Raw genomic sequence first — 20,765 nt, 5'->3', positions numbered from 1 at the left:
TCCTCATTCCCCTGGAGCTCCGAGGATATGGAAAGACGTCTGGCCGCCATCGTCTGCGCCGATGTCGCCGGCTATTCGCGCATGATGGGCAGCGACGAGGCCGGCACCCATGCCGCCTTCAAGGCCCATCGCAGCGCGATTCACCCCATCATCCTCAATCACGGCGGCCGAGTCGTCAAAAACACCGGCGACGGCTTCCTGCTCGAGTTCCCCTCGATCGTCGGCGCCACCGAGGCCGCGATCGCGATGCAGACGCTGATGGCGGAGCGCAACCACCATCTGCCCTCCGACCGCACCATGCAGTTCCGGCTCGGCATCCACATGGGTGATATCATCGCCGACGAGGACGAGGTCTTCGGCGACGACGTCAATATCGCCGTCCGCCTCGAATCGGTGGCGAGCCCAGGTGGCTTCGCCATCTCGGCCAAGGCCTACCGGGAAGCCAGCAAGCATCTCACGGTGCTGCTGACCGACGCCGGCGATCATCGCTTCAAGAACATCAAGGACGCGGTCGGGGTCTGGACCTGGACGCCCGAGGGTGCGCCGGCGCTCGCCCCCGAGCTGCGCGAGGCCTCCGCGCTGTCGCAGCAGTACCGCACCGCAATCGTCGGCGTGCTGCCCTTCGCCAATCTCAGCGACGCCCAGGACGAATATTTCTCCGACGGACTGACCGAGGATCTGATCCACGCGCTGTCGCTGCAATCCTTCTATCGCGTGCTGAGCCGCAACTCGACCTTCGCCTTCAAGGGCAAGAACGCCCCGACCCGCCTGATCGCGCGCGAGATCGACGCCACCTATCTGATCCAGGGCTCGGTTCGGCGCGCCGGTGCAAAAATCCGCGTCACCGCGGAGCTGATCGCGCCGGAGACCGGCGAGCAGCTCTGGACCGGCCGCTACGACCGCGACATCGGCGACCTCTTCGCGATGCAGGACGAGATCACCACCAATCTGTCGGCCGCCATCGCCACCGAGATCGTCCGCGCGGAAGCCTCGGCGCCGGCCCGGCTCTCCACCGACGTGAGCGCGTGGGACCGTTTCCTCAAGGGACTGTCGCATTACTACCGGCACACCAAGGAGGACCTCGCCACCGCCGTCGATCTGTTCAGGGAGGCCATCAGGCTCGATCCAAAACTGTCGATCGCGCATGCCTATCTCGCCACGATCCAGATCCAGAGCATCCAGTTCGGCTGGGTCAAGGGCACGCGCGAGATGTGGGCCGAGGCGATGAACCTCGCCGAGACCAGCGTCCGGCTCGACCCGCGCTCTTCCTTCGCGTTCTCGATCCTGTCCTGGGCGCATGCGATGGAAGGCCATTACGAGGCGGCGATGGATGCCGCCAAGCGCGCGGTCGCGCTCAATCCCTACGACAACGGCGCGCGCGGCGTGCTCGGCATCTGCCATTTCGTCGTCGGCGAGCACCGCGAAGCGATCGAGCTGTTCTCGATGGCCGCGCAGCGCGACAACAGCGACCCGCGCTATCAATGGGCGGCGCTGAACGCCTTCAGCCATTACCTGCTGCGGCAATACGATGCGACCCTGTCATGGGCCCGCGAGCAGCTCTACATCAACCCCAATCATATGCAGGCACTGGCGATCCGCGCCGCGGCGCTGGCGCAGCTGGGACGGCATGACGAGGCGAGCGAGGCCACCCAGGTGCTGATGGGCAACTACCCGACGCTGAATGTCGACCGGCACTTGCGCAATTTCCACTGGAAGCGGCCCGAGAACCTTGCGCATTACCGCGAGGGCCTGCTGAAGGCGGGCGTGCCGCTCGGCAAATTGACCCTGGTCCAGAGCGACCTCAAACGCGCCGCCGAATCCTGAGCGGCGGACCACAGTTCTTCCACGATTCTTGGCGGCCTCACGCCTTGCTGTTATTGACACGACAGTGAATTGGGCCACACTTCGCTACACGCTGAAGTAGTATAGGCTGCTGTCGTTTTATTGGGACTTTCCGCGCTTGATCGGCGCGTCCGTTTTTCACGATTCGCTGTTTTCAGGATTTTGGGCATGCATGATCCCGCTCCGAGGCCGCCCTTCGCCCCCTCGATCCAGGTCTCGCCGAACAATCCCTGTCCGTTCCTGCGCGGCCTCGTCGGCGAAGGTCTTGTCGACGGCGGCACCGTCCCGCTCCGGACGCTGTCACAGACCATCGCAAATGCCAGCGGCGAGACCGGGCTGAAGAAGACCTCGGCCCGCATCCAGACCCGCGGCGTCGCGCTGATTGCCAATGGCGCCTGTCACATCCTGCAAAGCATCTTCTGGGGCGCGCAGCTCGACGGCTTGCGCGGCGGCCCGCTCGACAAGTTAGGAGCCGGCTCCCGCATCCTTGGCGTGGACGGGCGCGTCAACGAGGACGAGATGGCGCGGCTCGCCGGTTTCGGCGGCATCTATGACGATCCCGACGGCGGCAGAGAGACCGGGCTCAACGCCTCGCAAATCCAGACCTTCATGGACGACAATCTCAAGCGCGCCGGCAAGCAATCGCGCTGGTACTACCCGATCCTGATGAAGTTCGAATGGCCGATCCTGCTCAAGATCATGGGCAAGGGTCAGGGTGACGACCGCTATCTCAGCGTGGCCGAGGTGAGGACATTGTTCAACGAACGCAAATTCCCGGACCGGATCACCCAGCGGGTCGTCAGCCAGCCGGTCACCCCGCCCTCGTTGATCCTGCGCGTTGCCGGCGGATTGGTCGCCGCGCTCCTGGTCTTTGGCGTCGTGGCGCTGCGCTTTCCCGATCAATTCCAGCCGATGCTGCCCGGCATCTTCGGCGACCTGGTGGCGCCGCCATTGCCCAAGCACGTCGAACCCAGGGCGGCGTATTGGCTCGAGCAAAACTGGGCGCTGGAGGACCGGCACTGGTTTCATCACGCCAGCCAGGGCACCGCGACCTTCCCGGTGCCCTATCGCTGGTTCATGGCGCTCGAGCAGCCGCGGCTTCATTTCTTCGCAAAGCCCGGGATGCTGCACGACAGCGATCATCTCCAGCGCTTCGGCTTCATCCCGAGCCCGCAGACGATCAACACTGACGAGGCCACGCTGCGCCGGTTCGGCTATGCCAACGTCTACGACAAGACGAAGCCGGTGCCGGCGCGGCTTTGGGATCCGCCGGTGAACTGGGGCGCCCAGGCCGAGAACGTCGACGGCCTGCCCGTCGGCTTTGCCCGCATGACCGGCGTGCCCGATCCGGCGACCGGCCAGATCGGCGAGGACCGGATCGGCCTGACCTGCGCCGCCTGCCACACCGGCCAGATCCATTACAAGGGCATCGACATCCGTTTCGACGGCGGCCCGGCGATGACGGACCTCAGGAAGCTCGAGGTCACGACCGGCCTGTCGATCGCCTACACACTCTACGTGCCGGGCCGCTTCACGCGCTTCGCCGACCGCGTGCTTGGCCCCGCCGCCAGCGATGCGGACCGCGATGCGCTGAAGCAGAGGCTGGCTGCAATCGGCACCTTCCTGGTCGACTGGGAGAAGACCTACGCCAAGACCATCGACAGCAAAACGAGATTCAACGAGAAGACGAAGCGGCAAGAGCCGCAGCAGGACACGGAGGAAGGATACGGCCGTCTCGATGCGCTCAACCGCATCGGCAATCAGGTCTTCGCCCAGGACATGACGCTCTCAGGCCTCAGCGGCTTCGAAAAAAATCTGCATGCCCGGGACGCGCCGGTCAGCTTCCCGCCGATCTGGACCGTGCCCTGGCTCAAATTCGCGCAATATGACGCCTCGATCGAACAGCCGCTGATCCGCAACGCCGGCGAGGCGCTGGGCGTGACGGCGCTGCTCAATCTGTCCGACACGACGCCGAAGGACGCGCTGTTCCGCTCGTCGATGGACATCAAGAATCTGAACTGGATCGAGGATCTGCTGAAGGGATCGGCGCCCTATCCGAAGAAGCAGCTCTCCGGACTGACGTCGCCGAAATGGCCCTCGGACATCTTCGGCGATGACGCCTGGAAGATCGATGGCGAGCGCGTCAAACGCGGCCGCAAGCTCTATGCGGAGATCTGCGCCGAATGCCATCTCGGTCCGGTCAACGATCCCGTATTCGATGCCGAATTTCCGCAGCAGAGCATCTGGTCGTCGTCGCGGTGGGAAACCATCGGCGACGACAAATTCCTGAACGAGGTCCAGAAGAGCGTCAAAGGCATGGGGACCGACCCCGCCCAGGCCGGCGTGCTGGCGACGCGGACGGTTCAGGTGCCGGGCTTTCTCAAGCTCGATCCCACGCAGAACCTCAATGCCTGGTGGAGTTGCAATCTGCCGGATATATCCTCGACCGACATGCCGTACGCGCTTGGCCTGATGGTGCTCGTCGATATCGTTGGGCGCAAGGCGATGGACGATGCCAGGATCGACCCGAAGGTTCAGCAGGCCTGGTGGGGCAAGCGCAAGAACTGCCCGAATCCCGGTCCGCAGCCGGCCGACAAGAACGAGCCGGGACCCTGGTATCGCGCGCGCCCGCTCAACGGCGTCTGGGCCACCGCACCTTACCTGCACAACGGATCGGTGCCCTCGCTCTACTGGATGCTGAGCCCGGCGGCCGAGCGCCCCAAATCGTTTTGCATGGGTGGTGGCCGCGACTACGATCCGAAGCAGGTCGGTTTCGCGGTCACTGATGGCGAGAGCTGCAAGACCGGGCAGTCGCGGTTCTCGACGCGCGCGTCTGACGGCACCGAGCTGTTCGGCAACAGCAATGCCGGCCACTCGTTCGACGGCACGCCCGGCCCCGGCAAGGACGGCACCATCGGCCGCGTGCTCAAGGAGCAGGAGCGCTACGATCTGATCGAGTATCTGAAGACGCTGTGAGCGGCTTTCTTACCTCTCCCCGCTTGCGGGGAGAGGTCGAATTCGATCGCAGATCGAATTCGGGTGAGGGGGACTCTCCACGACTCCAGCTGTCATCGCCCTTGCGGAGACTCCCCCTCACCCCAACCCTCTCAGGGCGAACGAAGTTCGTCCCGGCCCCGTAAGAACGGGGCGAGGGGACGCACCGTCTCCGCGGATGCCCCTCACTTGAACAGTGGCGTGCCCGGAACGAACGCGTCGAAAGCGGCCCAGAACTGCGAGCGGTAGCGGTCCTGCTCCTGGAGGATTTCGTGCTTGGAGCCGGCGATGACGAGATGCGAGCCGGCGCGCAAGTGGTAGGCGAACTCTTCGATCGCCGCGGTCGAGACCACGGTGTCGTTGGAGGCCGCCAGCATCAGGATCGGCTGGCGGATCTCGGAAGGATAGTTCGTGCCCTTGAAGGTGTGCATCGCGCGAAAGGCGCTGTCGGCCCAGGCCACCGTCGGCGACGCCAGACCGAGTGTCGTATCCTCCTCCAGGATCGCGGCATTGCGCGCATAGCGCACGGGATCGCTGGTCAGGGGATTGTTGATGAAGCGATCGAGCCCGGTGATGCGGTCGCTGCCGCCGGGGACATAGCGGCCCCCCATTCCCATCAGGCGCATCGTCCGCAGCAGCGCCCGCGCCGGAAACGAGGTGGTGCGGCCCGGCAGGTCGATCATCGGCGCCGACAGCACCATGCGGTCGAACCAGCGCTTGCCCGCATGCGCCACCCGCAACAGCACCGTGCCGCCCATGGAATGGGCGAGCGCGAAGAACGGCGGCGGACAGTCCGGCAGCACCACCTGCTGCACGAAAGCCTCCAGGTCTATTTCGAAATCGGCGAAGTCGCGCACATAGCCCTTGCGCGGATCGCGCAGGCGGCGCGCGGAATGGCCCTGCCCGCGCCAGTCGATCATCGCCACCGCAAAGCCGCGGTCGCGCAGGTCGCGCACGGTCTCGAAATACTTCTCAATCTGCTCGCTGCGGCCGGTGAAGACGCAAACCGTGCCCTTGCGGTTCGCCGGCGGCGCCCAGCGCGCAAAGCGCAGCTCGACGCCGTCGGGCGTCTTGATGGTGCCGCTAACGACGTCTTCGGGAACGGGGTTGGACGGAATCGAGACCAGCGTCATGATCGGGAGTGCGTGGGCGCCAAGTGCTGTAGGTCAAGTGCTGTGAATCAAGGGGCGGGAGCGCCGAAAAGGGGCCGGTTGCCGCCCTCTTGAACGCCGTCTGGACTCACCCATATCATTTTCGTGCAGGCCGCTACCAGTGTTTCGGAACCGGAACATCAGGCTGCACACAGAGATGAGCCCGGCCCGATTGGCGGGCGGGTTAACCAACAGTCGCTCAATGGAGGACTTGACCATGCGTACGTACGACCTCACCCCGTTTTATCGTTCCACCGTCGGCTTCGACCGTCTCTTCAACCTGCTCGACCAGGCCGGTTCGGACGGCAGCCCCGGTTATCCCCCGTACAATATCGAGCGCACCGGCGAGAACGCCTATCGCATCACCGTTGCGGTCTCCGGCTTCTCGAAGGATGAGCTCTCGATCGTCGCGAAGGAAAACACGCTGACGATCAAGGGCGAGAAAGTCGCCAACGAGAACAGCAAGTCCGAAGTGCTCTACCGCGGCATCGCCGCGCGTGCCTTCGAGCGCGCCTTCCAGCTTGCCGACTTCGTGCAGGTGAAGGACGCTTCGCTCGAGAACGGCCTGCTTCACGTCGACCTCGTGCGCGAGATTCCCGAGGCCAAGAAGCCGCGCCAGATCGCGATCAACACCAGCGCGCCGAAGGCGCAGGTGATCGAGAGCTCGGCCGCGCAAGCCGCCTGAGACAAGCGACTTCCAGGTTGCGAAACGCCCCGGTGCCCCGGGGCGTTTTTTTCGTTTTGCACTGCATCACAGAGCAGTGAGGAGCCGTAACAAGGCTGCTGCCCGCTCCGTCCTCTGGACATCGCACCCCAAAACAGGACGGAGAACGATCATGTCACTTTGGCGCAGCCTTTTCGTTGCCGCGAGCCTTCTGACGGCCCCCCTCAGCTTCGCTCATGCGCAAACATCGCAGACCGTGAAAGCGAAGAACGTCGTGCTGGTGCATGGCGCATGGGCCGACGGCTCGAGCTGGTCGGAAGTCATCCCGATCCTCCAGGCCGCCGGCCTGCATGTCACCGCCGTGCAGAATCCGCTGTCGTCGCTCGCCGACTCCGTCGAGGCGACCAAGCGCGCGCTGGCCGAGCAGGACGGACCGACAGTGCTGGTCGCGCATTCCTGGGGCGGCACCGTGATCAGCCAGGTCGGCACCGATCCGAAGGTCACCGGCCTCGTCTACGTCGCCGCACGTGCGCCTGATGCCAACGAGGATTTCGTCGCGCTGTCGAAGCAGTTTCCGACCGGTCCCGTCCGCGCCGGCATCGTCGAACGCGACGGCTACACAAAACTCTCGGAAGACGCGTTCCTGAAATATTTCGCCAACGGCGTGAAGCCGGAGCAGGCCAACGAGCTCTATGCCGTGCAATGGCCGACGGCCGCCTCGATCTTTGCCGGCCGCACCACGGAGGCGGCGTGGCACAGCAAGCCGAGCTGGTACGCCGTGTCGAAGAACGACGACACCATCAATCCCGATCTCGAACGATTCCTCGCCAAGCGCATGAACGCCACCACGGTCGAACTCGACGCCGGCCACCTTTCGCTGGTCTCGCATCCGAAGCAGGTGGCGAATCTGATCCTGGAAGCGGCGGGCTATCCGCGGAGCTGAGGAGTGATCGTGAGAAAGCGCCCGAGATGTCGGGCGCTTTTTGTTTTGCTCTGCTCTCTCCCCGCTGTCGTCCCTGCGAACGCAGGGACCCATAACCCCAGGGAGCAGTTTGGCGAAAACCAGTCGTCCGGTACTCGCACCTCATCCCCACCGACAGATCACGCGGTATGGGTCCCTGCGTTCGCAGGGACGACAGCGTGAGCTTGGCTGGCGCTCTCGCGCCAAACGCACAGGCTAATCCAGCCCCTGCGCGGCCGGCATCTCTTGCGTCGGCAGGATGGTCGGGGCGGGCTTGGGTTGCCCGGCGGTTGGCGCGGCCTCGGCGGGCTTGGGCTGCACGGCAGCGGTCTGCTGCGCCGGCTGCGCTGGCGGCACAGGCTCAGCCGGCTTGGCGGCGGCGACCGGCGCCTCGGCACGCGGCGGGGCGGCCTTGGGCATCGGGACCGTGCGGCGCGCAACATGCGGAATCGGGGCGGGCGGACGCGGCGGGCCGCCGCGGACCAAGGTCGGCTGCGGCAGCGCGCTTTGCGGGCGGTAAGGTACGACCGCTGGCGCCTCATCGGCGGGGGCCATGCCATAGGCGTCTGCGGCCGGCATGAAGCGGATGATCCTGCCGTCGCGGGCGTCGATGACGAGCCGGCCGTCGTCGCCGCGGCGGTCGATCACCGCGATGGTGTAGACGCTGCCGCGCAGGTGCGGGATGCCGAGCGGCGAGAAGCCGTTTTCGCGCAGCACCGCGTAGACTTCGGTGGACGGCAGCAGGGCCGGGGCCGGGCCACGCTCCTCATAGCCATAGCCGTAACGCGGCGGCGGTGGTGGCGCGGCTTCCGGCGGGGCGTATGGACCGTCGAAGTCCGAGACGGCGATATAGGCCCCGCTCGCGGGAACTTGCGCAAGAACCTGCGCTTGCCCCGCGGTCACAGCCAGCGCCAGCGCGGCGGCGGCCACACATCCTGTGAAAAACTTCATGATCGACACGCTCCTGTCAGGCCCCGGACGACCCAGCGCTCTTTCGCTTCTTGCGGCATGGCGCGCCGTCCGAAGGGCTGATCCGAAGCTTCACTGGGGATTCCGGCGCCGCTTGGGCCGGATCAGGGCGCGTTTGCTTCAAAACCGCGGCTGCGCAACTTTTGAAAAGCGATTGATTGACATATCGGGAATCGGGACTTTCGCGCGCTTGTGTGATAGACAAAAATTTGGCAAGGTGGCGGTTAGGACAGGAAAGCTGTCTCAATTTTGCTTGCGGTTCCGGCGTAGGGATTGCAACGAAAGTCGGTGCTTTCGAGCACCATAAGGCAACAGGCAAAGCCGTTCTCGGGGACGAAGAACGCCTTGGCCTGAATTTAAGAAAATGCGGCTCGCTAACGGACGAGCGGTGACCCAGAGGCGGGTGCCGCGGAACGCCCAAGGTGCGCCGAAGATGGCGGTGAGGCAGCTTGCCGCACGGAGAGGACAGGAACAATGAACGGGTCGCAATTCGAGCGCGCAAACATCGTGGCAGAACAGCTGTCGGCGACGGTCGCCTCGAAACCGGCCGACCCGATTCAGGAGCACAACTCCCGTCCGGCTGCCGAAGGCCTCTACGATCCTGCCCTCGAGAAGGATTCCTGCGGCGTCGGCTTCATCGCCAACATCAAGGGCAAGAAGTCGCACGAGATCGTCTCGGACGCGCTGAGCATCCTCTGCAATCTCGAGCATCGCGGCGCCGTCGGCGCCGACCCGCGCGCCGGTGACGGCGCCGGCATCCTGGTGCAGATCCCGCACGCGTTCTTCAGCCGCAAGGCGAAGGAGCTCGGCTTCGCGCTGCCCAACCCCGGCGAATACGCCATCGGCGCGCTGTTCATGCCGCGCGACACCGCCTGGCGCAACGTCATCAAGAGCATCATCGCCGACCAGATCAAGGAAGAGGGCCTGACCCTGCTCGGCTGGCGCGACGTGCCGACCGACAATTCCTCGCTCGGCGTCACCGTGAAGCCGACCGAACCGGCCTGCATGCAGGTGTTCATCGGCCGCAACGGCACCGCCAAGACCGAGGACGATTTCGAGCGCCGGCTCTACATCCTGCGCAAGTCGATCTCGCAGGCGATCTACCAGCGCCGCGACCGCGGCCTCGCGGGCTATTATCCCTGCTCGATGTCGTGCCGGACCGTGATCTACAAGGGCATGTTCCTCGCCGACCAGCTCGGCAAGTACTATCCCGATTTGCACGAGAAGGATTTTGAGAGCGCGCTGGCGCTGGTGCACCAGCGCTTCTCGACCAACACTTTCCCGGCATGGTCGCTGGCGCATCCCTATCGCATGATCGCGCATAACGGCGAGATCAACACGCTGCGCGGCAACACCAACTGGATGGCGGCGCGGCAGGCCTCGGTGAGCTCCGAGCTCTATGGCAAGGACATCAACCGGCTCTGGCCCATCTCCTACGAAGGCCAGTCCGACACCGCCTGCTTCGACAATGCGCTCGAATTCCTGGTGCAGGGCGGCTACTCGCTGCCGCACGCCGTCATGATGATGATTCCGGAAGCGTGGGCCGGCAATCCCTTGATGGATGAGAAGCGCCGCGCCTTCTACGAATATCATGCCGCGCTGATGGAGCCTTGGGACGGCCCGGCCGCGATCGCCTTCACCGACGGCCGCCAGATCGGCGCCACGCTCGACCGCAATGGCCTGCGGCCGGCGCGCTATCTCGTGACCAAGGACGACCGCATCGTGATGGCGTCCGAGATGGGCGTGTTGACGATCCCCGAGGACCAGATCATCACCAAGTGGCGCTTGCAGCCCGGCAAGATGCTGCTAGTGGACCTCGAGCAGGGCCGCCTGATCCCGGACGACGAGATCAAGGCCGAGCTCGCTCGGAGCCATCCCTACAAGGAGTGGCTGGAGCGCACCCAGATCGTGCTGGAAGAGCTGCCGAAGGCTGCGACCACCGGCGTGCGCTCGAACCTGTCGCTGCTCGATCGCCAGCAGGCATTCGGCTACAGCCAGGAAGACATCACCATCCTGATGACGCCGATGGCGGCGACCGGCGAGGAAGCCGCGGGCTCGATGGGCAACGACACGCCGATCTCGGCGCTGTCGGACAGGGCCAAGCCGCTCTTCACCTACTTCAAGCAGAATTTTGCGCAGGTCACCAATCCGCCGATCGACCCGATCCGCGAGGAGCTGGTGATGAGCCTCGTCTCGATCATCGGACCGCGGCCGAACCTGTTCGACCTCCAGGGCATGGCGACGACCAAGCGTCTCGAAGTGCGCCAACCGATCCTGACCGACGCGGACCTGGAAAAGATCCGCTCGATCTCCGACGTCGCCGAGTCGCACTTCAAGTCGCGCACGCTGGACACCACCTTCCATGCCGGCCTCGGCGCGGCCGGCATGGACCAGGTGCTCGACGAGCTTTGCGCGCGCGCGGAAGCCGCGGTGCGCGAGGGCGTCAACATCATCATCCTGTCCGACCGCATGGTCGGCACCGACCGCGTGCCGATCCCGTCACTGCTGGCGTGCGCGTCCGTGCACCATCACCTGATCCGCACCGGCCTGCGCACCTCGGTCGGACTCGTCGTCGAATCCGGCGAGCCGCGCGAAGTGCATCACTTCGCCTGCCTCGCGGGCTACGGCGCCGAAGCGATCAATCCTTACCTCGCGTTCGAGACCATCATCGCGATGAAGGACCGCCTGCCCGGCTCACTCGACGATTACGAGATCGTCAAGCGCTACATCAAGTCGATCGGCAAGGGCCTGCTCAAGGTGATGTCCAAGATGGGCATCTCGACCTACCAGTCCTATTGCGGCGCGCAGATTTTTGACGCGGTCGGCCTCAAGGCGGACTTTGTCGCAAAGTTCTTTGCCGGCACGCATACCCGCGTCGAAGGCGTGGGTCTTGCCGAGATCGCCGAAGAAGCCGTGCGCCGCCATGCCGACGCGTTCGGCGAGGCGCAGGTCTACAAGACCGCGCTCGACGTCGGCGGCGAATATGCCTATCGCAGCCGCGGCGAGGACCATGCCTGGACCGCCGAGTCGGTGTCACTGCTCCAGCACGCCGCGCGCGGCAATTCGCAGGAGCGCTATCGCGCTTTCGCAAAAATCCTCAACGAGCAGTCGGAGCGCCTGCTGACGCTGCGCGGCCTGTTCCGGATCAAGAACGCGGAGGAGGAGAAGCGCAAGCCCGTACCGCTCGACCAGGTCGAGCCGGCCAAGGACATCGTCAAGCGTTTCGCCACCGGTGCGATGAGCTTCGGCTCGATCTCGCGCGAGGCGCACACCACGCTCGCAATCGCCATGAACCGGATCGGCGGCAAGTCGAACACCGGCGAAGGCGGCGAGGAAGCCGATCGCTTCAAGCCGATGCCGAACGGCGATTCCATGCGCTCGGCGATCAAGCAGGTCGCCTCGGGCCGCTTCGGCGTCACCACGGAGTATCTCGTCAACTCCGACATGATGCAGATCAAGATGGCGCAGGGCGCCAAGCCCGGCGAAGGCGGCCAGCTGCCCGGCCACAAGGTCGACGCGACCATCGCCAAGGTGCGGCACTCGACGCCGGGCGTCGGCCTGATCTCGCCGCCGCCGCATCACGACATCTACTCGATCGAGGACCTGGCGCAGCTCATCTACGATCTCAAGAACGTCAACCCGACGGGCGACGTCTCGGTCAAGCTCGTCTCCGAGATCGGCGTCGGCACCGTCGCGGCAGGCGTTGCCAAGGCGCGCGCCGACCATGTCACCATCGCGGGCTTCGAAGGCGGCACCGGCGCTTCGCCCCTGACCTCGATCAAGCACGCCGGCAGCCCTTGGGAGATCGGCCTTGCCGAAACCCACCAGACGCTGGTGCGCGAGCGGCTGCGCAGCCGCATCGTGGTCCAGGTCGATGGCGGCTTCCGCACCGGCCGTGACGTCGTGATCGGCGCGCTGCTGGGCGCCGACGAGTTCGGCTTCGCGACCGCGCCGCTGATTGCGGCCGGCTGCATCATGATGCGCAAGTGCCATCTCAACACCTGCCCGGTCGGCGTCGCGACGCAGGATCCCGTCCTGCGCAAGCGCTTCACCGGCCAGCCCGAGCACGTCATCAACTATTTCTTCTTCGTCGCGGAGGAAGTCCGCGAGATCATGGCCTCGCTCGGCTTCCGCACCTTCAACGAGATGGTCGGCCAGGTTCAGCTGCTCGACCAGACCAAGCTGGTCGCGCACTGGAAGGCCAAGGGGCTCGATTTCTCGAAGCTGTTCGTCAAGCAGAAAGAAGAGAAGGGCCAGAAGATCTATCACTCCGAGCGCCAGAACCATCACCTGGAGGCGGTGCTCGACCGCACCCTGATCGAGAAGGCGCAAGCGGCGCTCGACCGCGGCGCACCGGTCCGAATCGAGGCCGCGATCAACAGCACCAACCGCTCTGCCGGCGCCATGCTGTCGGGCGCAGTCGCCAAGATCTACGGCCATGCCGGCCTGCCGCACGACACCATCCATGTCGGCCTCACGGGCACCGCCGGCCAGGCCTTCGGCGCCTGGCTCGCCCACGGCGTCACCTTCGAGCTCGAGGGCGAAGCCAACGACTATGTCGGCAAGGGCCTTTCGGGCGGCAAGATCATCGTCAAGCCGCCGAGGAATTCCGGTATCGTGCCGGAAGAAAGCATCATCGTCGGCAACACCGTGATGTACGGCGCAATCGAGGGCGAGTGCTATTTTCGCGGCATCGCCGGCGAACGCTTTGCCGTGCGCAATTCGGGCGCCGTCGCAGTGGTCGAGGGCGCGGGCGATCATTGCTGCGAGTACATGACCGGCGGCATCGTGGTCGTGCTCGGCAAGACCGGACGCAATTTCGCGGCCGGCATGTCCGGCGGCATCGCCTATGTGCTGGACGAGGAAGGCTCGTTCGACAAGCTGTGCAACCTCAGCATGGTCGAGCTCGAACCGGTGCTGTCGGAAGAGCTGATCAACGCCGGTACGTATCACCATGCCGGTGACCTCGAGGCGCATGGCCGGGTCGACGTGTTCAAGAACCTGCTCGCTTCCGACGTCGAGCGCCTGCACGTCCTGATCACGCGCCATGCCAAGGCGACCGGCTCAAAGCGCGCCGCCGACATCCTGGCCAATTGGAAGGACTGGCTGCCCAAATTCCGCAAGGTGATGCCTGTCGAGTACCGGCGCGCACTGCGCGAAATGGCCGCCAACGCAGACGCCGAGCCGAAAATCGCGATCGGGGCGTAGGAAACAAAGCCTCGTGGTGAGGAGGCGCGAGGCGCCGTCTCGAACCATGAGACAACCATCCGGGCCTCTATCCTTCGAGACGCGGCGCGAAAGAGCGCTGCTCCTCAGGATGAGGGGTGAGAGAACAAACGAATTTAAGCGGCAGGGACTTCGGGTTTAATGGGCAAGATCACGGGTTTTCTCGAAATCGAACGGCACGACCGCAAGTACACCCCGGTCGCCGAGCGCGTGAAGCATTTTCACGAATTCGTCGTTCCCTTGAGCGAGAAGGAAACGCGCGACCAGGCCGCGCGCTGCATGAATTGCGGCATTCCCTACTGCCACGGCACCGGCTCGGTCGCGCCGGGCACGCCGGGCTGCCCGGTCAACAACCAGATCCCTGATTTCAACGACCTCGTCTATCAGGGCAATTGGGAAGAAGCCTCGCGCAACCTGCACTCGACCAACAATTTTCCGGAGTTCACCGGCCGCATCTGCCCGGCACCATGTGAAGCCTCCTGCACGCTGAACATCGACGACAACCCGGTCACCATCAAGACCATCGAATGCGCGATCGTCGACCGCGCCTGGGACAATGGCTGGGTCACGCCCGAAGTGGCGACTGTCAAGACCGGCAAGAAGGTGGCCGTGATCGGCTCGGGTCCGGCCGGCATGGCCTGCGCGCAGCAGCTCGCGCGCGCCGGCCACGACGTGCATTTATTCGAGAAGTACGCCAAGGCCGGCGGCCTGCTGCGCTACGGCATCCCCGACTTCAAGATGGAGAAGGGCATCATCGACCGCCGCGTCAAGCAGATGGAAGCCGAAGGCGTCACCTTCCACTACAACAGCCATGTCGGCACTGATGGCAATGTCGATCCGCGCGAGATGCTCAACGAGTACGACGCGGTGGCGCTGACCGGCGGCGCGGAAGCGCCGCGCGACCTGCCGATCCCCGGCCGCGATCTCGCCGGCATCCACTACGCCATGGATTTCCTGCCGCAGCAGAACCGCCGCGTGTCCGAGGAGCCGCTCGGCGGCGTCCAGGAGATTTTGGCCGGCCGCAAGCACGTCGTCGTCATCGGCGGTGGCGACACAGGAAGTGACTGCATCGGCACCTCGCTGCGCCAGGGCGCGCTGTCGGTGACCCAGCTCGAGATCATGCCCGCCCCGCCCGAGCGCGAGAACAAGGGCCTGACCTGGCCGAACTGGCCGCTGAAGATGCGGACGTCCTCCAGCCAGGCCGAAGGCGCGATCCGCGAATACGCCGTGTTGACGCAGAAGTTTTCCGGCGAGAACGGCCAGGTCAAGAAGCTGCACTGCGTCCGCGTCGACGACAAGTTCAAGCCGATTGCGGGCACCGAGTTCGTTCTCGATGCCGACCTCGTCCTGCTCGCGATGGGTTTCGTGCACCCCGTGCACGAGGGCCTGCTCAAGCTGCTCTCCGTCGAGCTCGACCCGCGCGGCAACGTCAAGGCCAACACGCTGGATTACCAGACCTCGCGACCGAACGTGTTCTCGGCCGGCGACATGCGCCGCGGCCAGTCGCTGGTGGTGTGGGCGATCCGCGAGGGGCGGCTGTGTGCAAGATCGATCGATACGTTTTTGATGGGGAAAACGGATCTGCCGCGATAGCTTTTCGCTCAGCCAAATTTTCAAACGGTGTCATCGCCCGGCTTGACCGGGCGATCCGGTATTCCAGAGACGCCAAACGTATGCGGACAAGCCGCGGCGTACTGGGCGGATTCAACTGGTCGTCGCAACAGCCGTTGTTTTTGACTCATGGGAGCAACGCGTCAAGCGCCTCTGCTGGCGTTTTCCAGCCCAGTGTTTTTCTCGGTCGGGCATTAAGGGCCGCTGCCACGGCGGAGATCTCGTCGACACTATGGAGGCTCAGGTCTGTGCCTTTCGGGAAGTATTGCCGCAATAGCCCATTGGTGTTTTCGTTGGTGCCGCGCTGCCAAGGGCTATGCGGATCGCAGAAGTAGACTTGGATACCCGCATCGATCTTGAGACGATCATGCTGAGCCATTTCGGCCCCCTGATCCCAGGTCAGCGAACGACGCAGTTCTTCGGGCAAAGTGATGATGGTGCGTGCGATTGCGTCGCGCACGGCTTCGGCCCCGTGCCCTGCGAGCGCAGGCCCGTTCTTCGCGCGCGGAGCTTCGCCATGTCCCGCCAACCGGGGAAGGTGCAACAACATCGTGAAGCGCGTGGTCCGCTCGACCAGCGTGCCGATCGCCGAGCTGCCAAGCCCGAGGATAAGGTCCCCCTCCCAATGTCCCGGCACGGCTCGATCGGCCGCTTCGGCAGGGCGCTCACTGATCATGATCTCGGAAGGAATGAAGCTCCTGCCTTTACGGGCGCGCGCCCTTGGCATCCGCAGCGCCCGCCCGGTGCGCAAGCAGGCCGTCAGTTCGCGGCGCAAAGCTCCTCGACCCTGCACGTAAAGTGCCTGATAGATCGCCTCGTGACTGATGCGCATCGTCTCATCCTCGGGAAAGTCGAGCCGAAGTCGCCGAGAAATCTGTTCCGGGCTCCATGCCCTCGCCCAGCGCCGGTTCTGCCGATGCACGGCCCGGCGCCCCTTCCACACGACCTTCGGGCCAACGAGGGGCTCTCCATTCGGCTTGGCGATCATACCGGCAAGCCTGTCTTGCACATAGTCCCGCAGAGCCGGATTGATTGCCAACTTCGCCGACTTGGGTCTCCGGGCGGACCGATCAGCGTGCCATTGTGCCGTGGTCGCTCGGTACTCTGGAGCACCGTGGCGGCGCGCCACGTTCCGCCGAAGTTCACGAGAGATCGTGGATGGAGGCCGATCGAGCCGACGAGCGATCGCTCGCACCCCATGCCCCTGCGCGTGCAAGATGGCGATCTCCTCACGCTCGGCGAACGAGAGGTAGCGCCCTGATAGAGGTCTTGACGACTGCGACAAATGTGTTGGCGGCATGCCGCCCGCCTCCCGGAACCAGCGTACTCCGACCGCCGGCGATACCCCGGCGTCAACCGCAGCATCCTCGCTCGAGCGCCCCGAAGCAATCGCAGTCCAGAACGGCTTACGATTCTCTCGAAGAACCTGCCGACGCCGACCTGACAATCGCTGGATTGCCTGCACACCCTGATCAGAACGCCGACTGCATCTGTTCATCGCAACATCCTTTGCTGAGGTGTTGCGACGACCAGTTGAATCCGCCCTGGATGCCCCGGTCGAGCCGGGGCATGACAGCGGAGCAAGTGGTGAGAGTGCCGCCAACTAAGCCGCATTGGCCCGGACGCACTCCGTTCTCTAATTTTGCAGCCTCACGCCCAGCATCACCACGGTCGCCTGCGAGCTGGACCCCGCCTGGTTCGAATCCAGGATGTCGTGCCGCAGCGTGCCCTTGACCCAGATGTTGCGGTTGAGCTTGTAGATCAGATTGCTCTCGAACGAGTAGGTCTTGTCGTTGCGGTTCTGGCCCTGGTAGTCGAGCGTGCCGTAGGTGAACTTGCCCACGGCCGTGAGCCAGCGGCGGAAGTCGTGGTCGACTTCGGCCGAATAGGTGCGCACCAGCACGCCGGAGGAGCCGGCGATCGTGGTCTCGGCGATCTGCGTGTCGGTGAAGAGCTTCACCGTGGTGAGGCCGCTCGCATTCCAGACCAGCGAGCCCGCGGTGAGGAAGCCGGAGAGCTGGCTGAGGCGCGGGTCGGTATAGTTGCGCGCGGAATAGCCGACCGAGACCTCGCCGGTGAGGATGCGCGAGAACTCGAAGGACGAGCCGACCTTGGCGTAGCCGCCGTTTGAATCGCGGAGGTAGCCGTTGCGATCGGCGGCCTGGTCGTGGATTCGGGTGTCGCCCTGGATCTCGACGAAGGGTTTGAGGCCGGGCTTCAGCTCGTAGGAGAAGCGCCCGACGCCGCCATACTGGTTGAAGTCGCGGTCGCCGTTGCTGGAGATCGAGCCGTCTGTAAGTTTTGAATCCGTGTAGGCGGTGCGATCCACTGTGGCGCCGGCGGCGACCTGGAAGCGGTTGAAGGTCTGGTCGAAGCCGATGGTGGTGCCGTAGGCGGCGTAGACGGGATATTTTTGCAGACCGGCCTGCACGTTCGGGCTGCCCGGATTGTCGGTGGCGAGCCGCAGGCGCAGCTGCGAGGTCAGCTTGAGATCGCGGTCGACGTCGATGCGGCCATCGACATGGCCGGTGAAATCGGGACGGTCGATCTCGACCGGCGATGGCGAGGCGAAGCCGTCGATCGTCGCCGGCATGGTGTTGGTGTAGCCCGAGAACGAGCCGCGCAGGTCGGCGACCAGCGCGTGGCGCTCCCAGTCGGACATCACGAGAAGGTCGGGCGCGACGACATAGGCCGGAGAGCCGACCGGCTTGTTGAGGCGCGCCGGATTGGTGTCATAGCCGGCGGAGAGCTCGAGCCCGCCCTTGATCAGGAAGCTGCCGGCATAATCGCCGACCGCGCCGAACGCATCGTCATCGGCCTTGAGGCGGCGGCGCAGCGGCTGGCCGGGTACGTTGCCGGCCATCGCTGGGGCCAGCGGCGTCTTGTGCGCGGTCTCCGACGGCGGCGGCGCGATGCGTGGCGGGCCGAGCGTCGTCGCCGGCGTTGCGGGCGGCGGCGGCGAGCCAGGCCCGAGCGGACGCTTCGGCTTGGGCTGGCCGGGATAGAGCTTGGGCTGCAGGCGCTTGCGATTGAGCGAGTCGTAGCCGGAGCCGCTCGCGCCGTTGGCGGCGGGCAGGCCGTAGGTCGGGACCTGGCCGGTTGGGCTTTGGCTGACGCGGGAGGTCGCAGGCGCTTGCTGGCGCTTGCGCGGATCGGCACTGGGATCGGGCAGCGCCGGCAGCGCATCCGAGGGTGCCTGCGGCATGCCCGCCGTGCGGCGCGTCGGCAGCGTGTCGGGCGCAGCAAAGCCGCCGCGGTTGGGATTGAACAGGTCGGGCGTGAGGCTCTGGGCGGCCGCGGGCGCGCTTCCGAGGGCGGTCAGCACGAAGCATAGCAAAGCAGCGCGCAGGAAATGCGCGCGTTTGCTCCGGCTCGTGCCTGGAGACGACCCCACGATGAATAACTCCAACGAAATCAAACACTTTCACGATGACGTCCACCGGGCGGCGGGAACCATCGTTAATGGAGTTAAAACAATTATGGTTAATGACCCGTTGAGGGCTCCGGCGGCCTCGTCGCGTGCCGCGTCCGGGCGTGCTAAGCAGGCGCGAACGGGCGCACGCCCACCCCTTCCCTGGACCAGATCATGCCGAGCTCGAAACCGCTGATGACCCCATCATCCGGCCCCATCCCTGACAGCGTCGAATCCGCGCTCCGCACGCTGGAGACGGAGAGCGGCGGCATCAACGCGCTCGCGGCCGCCCTGCGCGGGCCCCTGGGCGCGACCTTCGCCAGGGCGGTCGACCTGATCCGCAACGCCAAGGGCCGCGTCATCGTCACCGGGCTCGGCAAGTCGGGGCACATGGCGCGCAAGATCGCGGCCACCCTGGCCTCGACCGGCACGCCCGCCTTCTTCGTCCACACCGCGGAAGCCGCCCATGGCGATCTCGGCATGATCACGGCGGACGACGTCATCATGGCGCTGTCCTGGTCCGGCGAGCAGCCGGAGATGAAGACCCTGGTGAACTATTCGGCGCGGTTCGCGATCCCGATGATCGCGGTGACGTCGAACGCTGCGTCCTCGCTCGGGCAGGCCGCCGACATCGTGATCGAGCTGCCGAAGGCGCGCGAGGCCTGCCCGCACAATCTGGCGCCGACCACCTCGACGATGATGCAGGTCGCGATCGGCGATGCCATCGCCATCGCGCTGCTCGAGGGACGCGGCTTCACCGCGCTGGAGTTCGCGCATTTTCATCCCGGCGGCAAGCTTGGTGCGATGCTCAAGTTCGTCCGCGACTACATGCGCACCGGCGCCGAGATCCCGGTCAAGCCGCTCGGCACCAAGATGTCGGACGCGGTGGTCGAGATGTCGGCCAAGGGCCTGGGCTGCGTCTGCATCGTCGACGATGCCGGCGGCATCGCAGGCATCATCACCGACGGCGATCTGCGCCGCCACATCAACATGCGGCCTGATCTGCTGACCGTATCGGTCGACGACATCATGACCAAACAGCCGAAGACCGTGCCGCCCTCGATGCTTGCCACCGAAATGATCGAGGTGCTGAACACCCGCAAGATCACGACGCTGGTGGTGACCGAGGCGGACAAGGTGGTCGGCATCGTGCATCTGCACGATCTGCTGCGGGCGGGCGTGGCGTAGCTCGTCGCCTCTCCCCGCTTGCGGGGAGAGGCCGGAATGCGCGCGGCACGCGCGGATTCCGGGTGAAGGGGACTCTCCGCGAGTCCAACTGTCACCTCCCCCGCGGAGACTCCCCCTCACCCCAACCCTCTCCCCGTAAGCGGGGCGAGGGAGTCGACTGCGGAAACCGCGCCGCCTTGTCCTCCAGCGGCAGCCGCAGCCCGTTCGCCAGATACGACACCGTGCGATAGAAGCCGCACAGCAGCATGATCTCCAGAATCTGCGGCTCATCGTAGTGCGCCGAGAGCGCGGAAAATTCCGCATCGTCGAGCGTCGCGCGGTGATGCAGCGCATCGACCGCGGCGACCAGCGCCTGCTCGGCGGGCGACCAGCAGGGTGACGTCGCATCGCCCTGCACGGTCGCGCTCACGTCCTCCTCAGTAAGCCGCGCCGGCCCGGCGAAGATCGCGACATGCACACCCCATTCATATTCGCATCGGTTCAGCGCACAGGTGCGATCGATCACGATCTCGCGCTGGCGCAGCGAGAGCGGACCCGGGTCAAGAAGTCCGCCAGCACGAAACTTGTCCCAGGCGCGGGCGTGACCCGCCATCACCCGGAACAGCATCAGCGGCGGCGCGCCGCGCATGATCCGGTCGAATTGTTGCTGGATCTCCGGGGGATAAGGCGCCTCGAGCGGGGCGATACGCGGCGTGGCCTGGGACATCGGCTGCTTCCATTGCTACGTTTATCATAGCAATACGCTAC

The 20,765-nt window shown here is 65.2% G+C and carries 12 protein-coding genes; 7 read left to right on the top strand and 5 right to left on the bottom strand.

Features of this window, described 5'->3' with window-relative positions; all coding sequences use genetic code 11:
* Positions 1-27 precede the first annotated feature (27 nt).
* Both JJB99_RS05910 and JJB99_RS05905 read left to right on the top strand, forming a co-directional pair.
* Positions 28-1,824 (top strand): adenylate/guanylate cyclase domain-containing protein, encoded by a 1,797-nt coding sequence (locus JJB99_RS05910; protein ID WP_200497866.1) that lies wholly within the window; start codon positions 28-30, stop codon positions 1,822-1,824.
* Positions 1,825-2,010: 186 nt separating this feature from the next.
* Entirely contained in the window at positions 2,011-4,818 is a 2,808-nt protein-coding gene (locus JJB99_RS05905) for a di-heme-cytochrome C peroxidase (RefSeq protein WP_200497865.1), read from the top strand.
* 203 nt (positions 4,819-5,021) lie between these two features.
* Here JJB99_RS05905 and JJB99_RS05900 read toward each other — a convergent pair whose 3' ends face one another.
* On the bottom strand, positions 5,022-5,969 hold the full coding sequence (locus JJB99_RS05900) for an alpha/beta hydrolase (protein ID WP_200497864.1): 948 nt from the start codon (positions 5,967-5,969) through the stop codon (positions 5,022-5,024).
* A 235-nt stretch (positions 5,970-6,204) separates the two neighbouring features.
* On the opposite strand from JJB99_RS05900, the gene JJB99_RS05895 reads away from it, so the two are divergent.
* On the top strand, positions 6,205-6,672 hold the full coding sequence (locus JJB99_RS05895) for an Hsp20 family protein (RefSeq protein ID WP_200497863.1): 468 nt from the start codon (positions 6,205-6,207) through the stop codon (positions 6,670-6,672).
* Between the two features lie 151 nt (positions 6,673-6,823).
* Entirely contained in the window at positions 6,824-7,594 is a 771-nt protein-coding gene (locus JJB99_RS05890; RefSeq protein WP_200497861.1) for an alpha/beta fold hydrolase, read from the top strand.
* 234 nt (positions 7,595-7,828) lie between these two features.
* Here JJB99_RS05890 and JJB99_RS05885 read toward each other — a convergent pair whose 3' ends face one another.
* Positions 7,829-8,563 (bottom strand): hypothetical protein, encoded by a 735-nt coding sequence (locus JJB99_RS05885; protein WP_200497860.1) that lies wholly within the window; start codon positions 8,561-8,563, stop codon positions 7,829-7,831.
* 492 nt (positions 8,564-9,055) lie between these two features.
* On the opposite strand from JJB99_RS05885, the gene gltB reads away from it, so the two are divergent.
* Both gltB and JJB99_RS05875 read left to right on the top strand, forming a co-directional pair.
* The gene (gltB, locus tag JJB99_RS05880) at positions 9,056-13,789 is read left to right on the top strand and encodes a glutamate synthase large subunit (protein WP_200497859.1); all 4,734 of its coding nucleotides are present in this window, start codon (positions 9,056-9,058) and stop codon (positions 13,787-13,789) included.
* Between the two features lie 159 nt (positions 13,790-13,948).
* On the top strand, positions 13,949-15,400 hold the full coding sequence (locus JJB99_RS05875) for a glutamate synthase subunit beta (protein ID WP_200497857.1): 1,452 nt from the start codon (positions 13,949-13,951) through the stop codon (positions 15,398-15,400).
* Positions 15,401-15,545: 145 nt separating this feature from the next.
* On the opposite strand, the gene JJB99_RS05870 is transcribed toward JJB99_RS05875, so the two are convergent.
* The gene (locus JJB99_RS05870; RefSeq protein WP_246774998.1) at positions 15,546-16,916 is read right to left on the bottom strand and encodes an IS30 family transposase; all 1,371 of its coding nucleotides are present in this window, start codon (positions 16,914-16,916) and stop codon (positions 15,546-15,548) included.
* A gap of 138 nt (positions 16,917-17,054) precedes the next feature.
* Positions 17,055-18,812, bottom strand: a complete 1,758-nt coding sequence (locus JJB99_RS05865; RefSeq protein ID WP_200497855.1) for an outer membrane beta-barrel protein — start codon at positions 18,810-18,812, stop codon at positions 17,055-17,057.
* Between the two features lie 192 nt (positions 18,813-19,004).
* On the opposite strand from JJB99_RS05865, the gene JJB99_RS05860 reads away from it, so the two are divergent.
* Positions 19,005-20,018 (top strand): KpsF/GutQ family sugar-phosphate isomerase, encoded by a 1,014-nt coding sequence (locus tag JJB99_RS05860; RefSeq protein WP_200497853.1) that lies wholly within the window; start codon positions 19,005-19,007, stop codon positions 20,016-20,018.
* Between the two features lie 91 nt (positions 20,019-20,109).
* Here the strand turns inward: JJB99_RS05860 and JJB99_RS05855 are convergent, their stop codons facing one another.
* Positions 20,110-20,724, bottom strand: a complete 615-nt coding sequence (locus JJB99_RS05855; RefSeq protein WP_246775148.1) for a carboxymuconolactone decarboxylase family protein — start codon at positions 20,722-20,724, stop codon at positions 20,110-20,112.
* Positions 20,725-20,765: the final 41 nt, after the last annotated feature.

The organism is Bradyrhizobium diazoefficiens (assembly GCF_016616235.1).
GTDB lineage: Bacteria > Pseudomonadota > Alphaproteobacteria > Rhizobiales > Xanthobacteraceae > Bradyrhizobium > Bradyrhizobium diazoefficiens_H.
The sequence above is the reverse complement of the archived record's forward strand: the minus strand, read 5'-3'. Positions and strand labels throughout refer to the sequence as shown.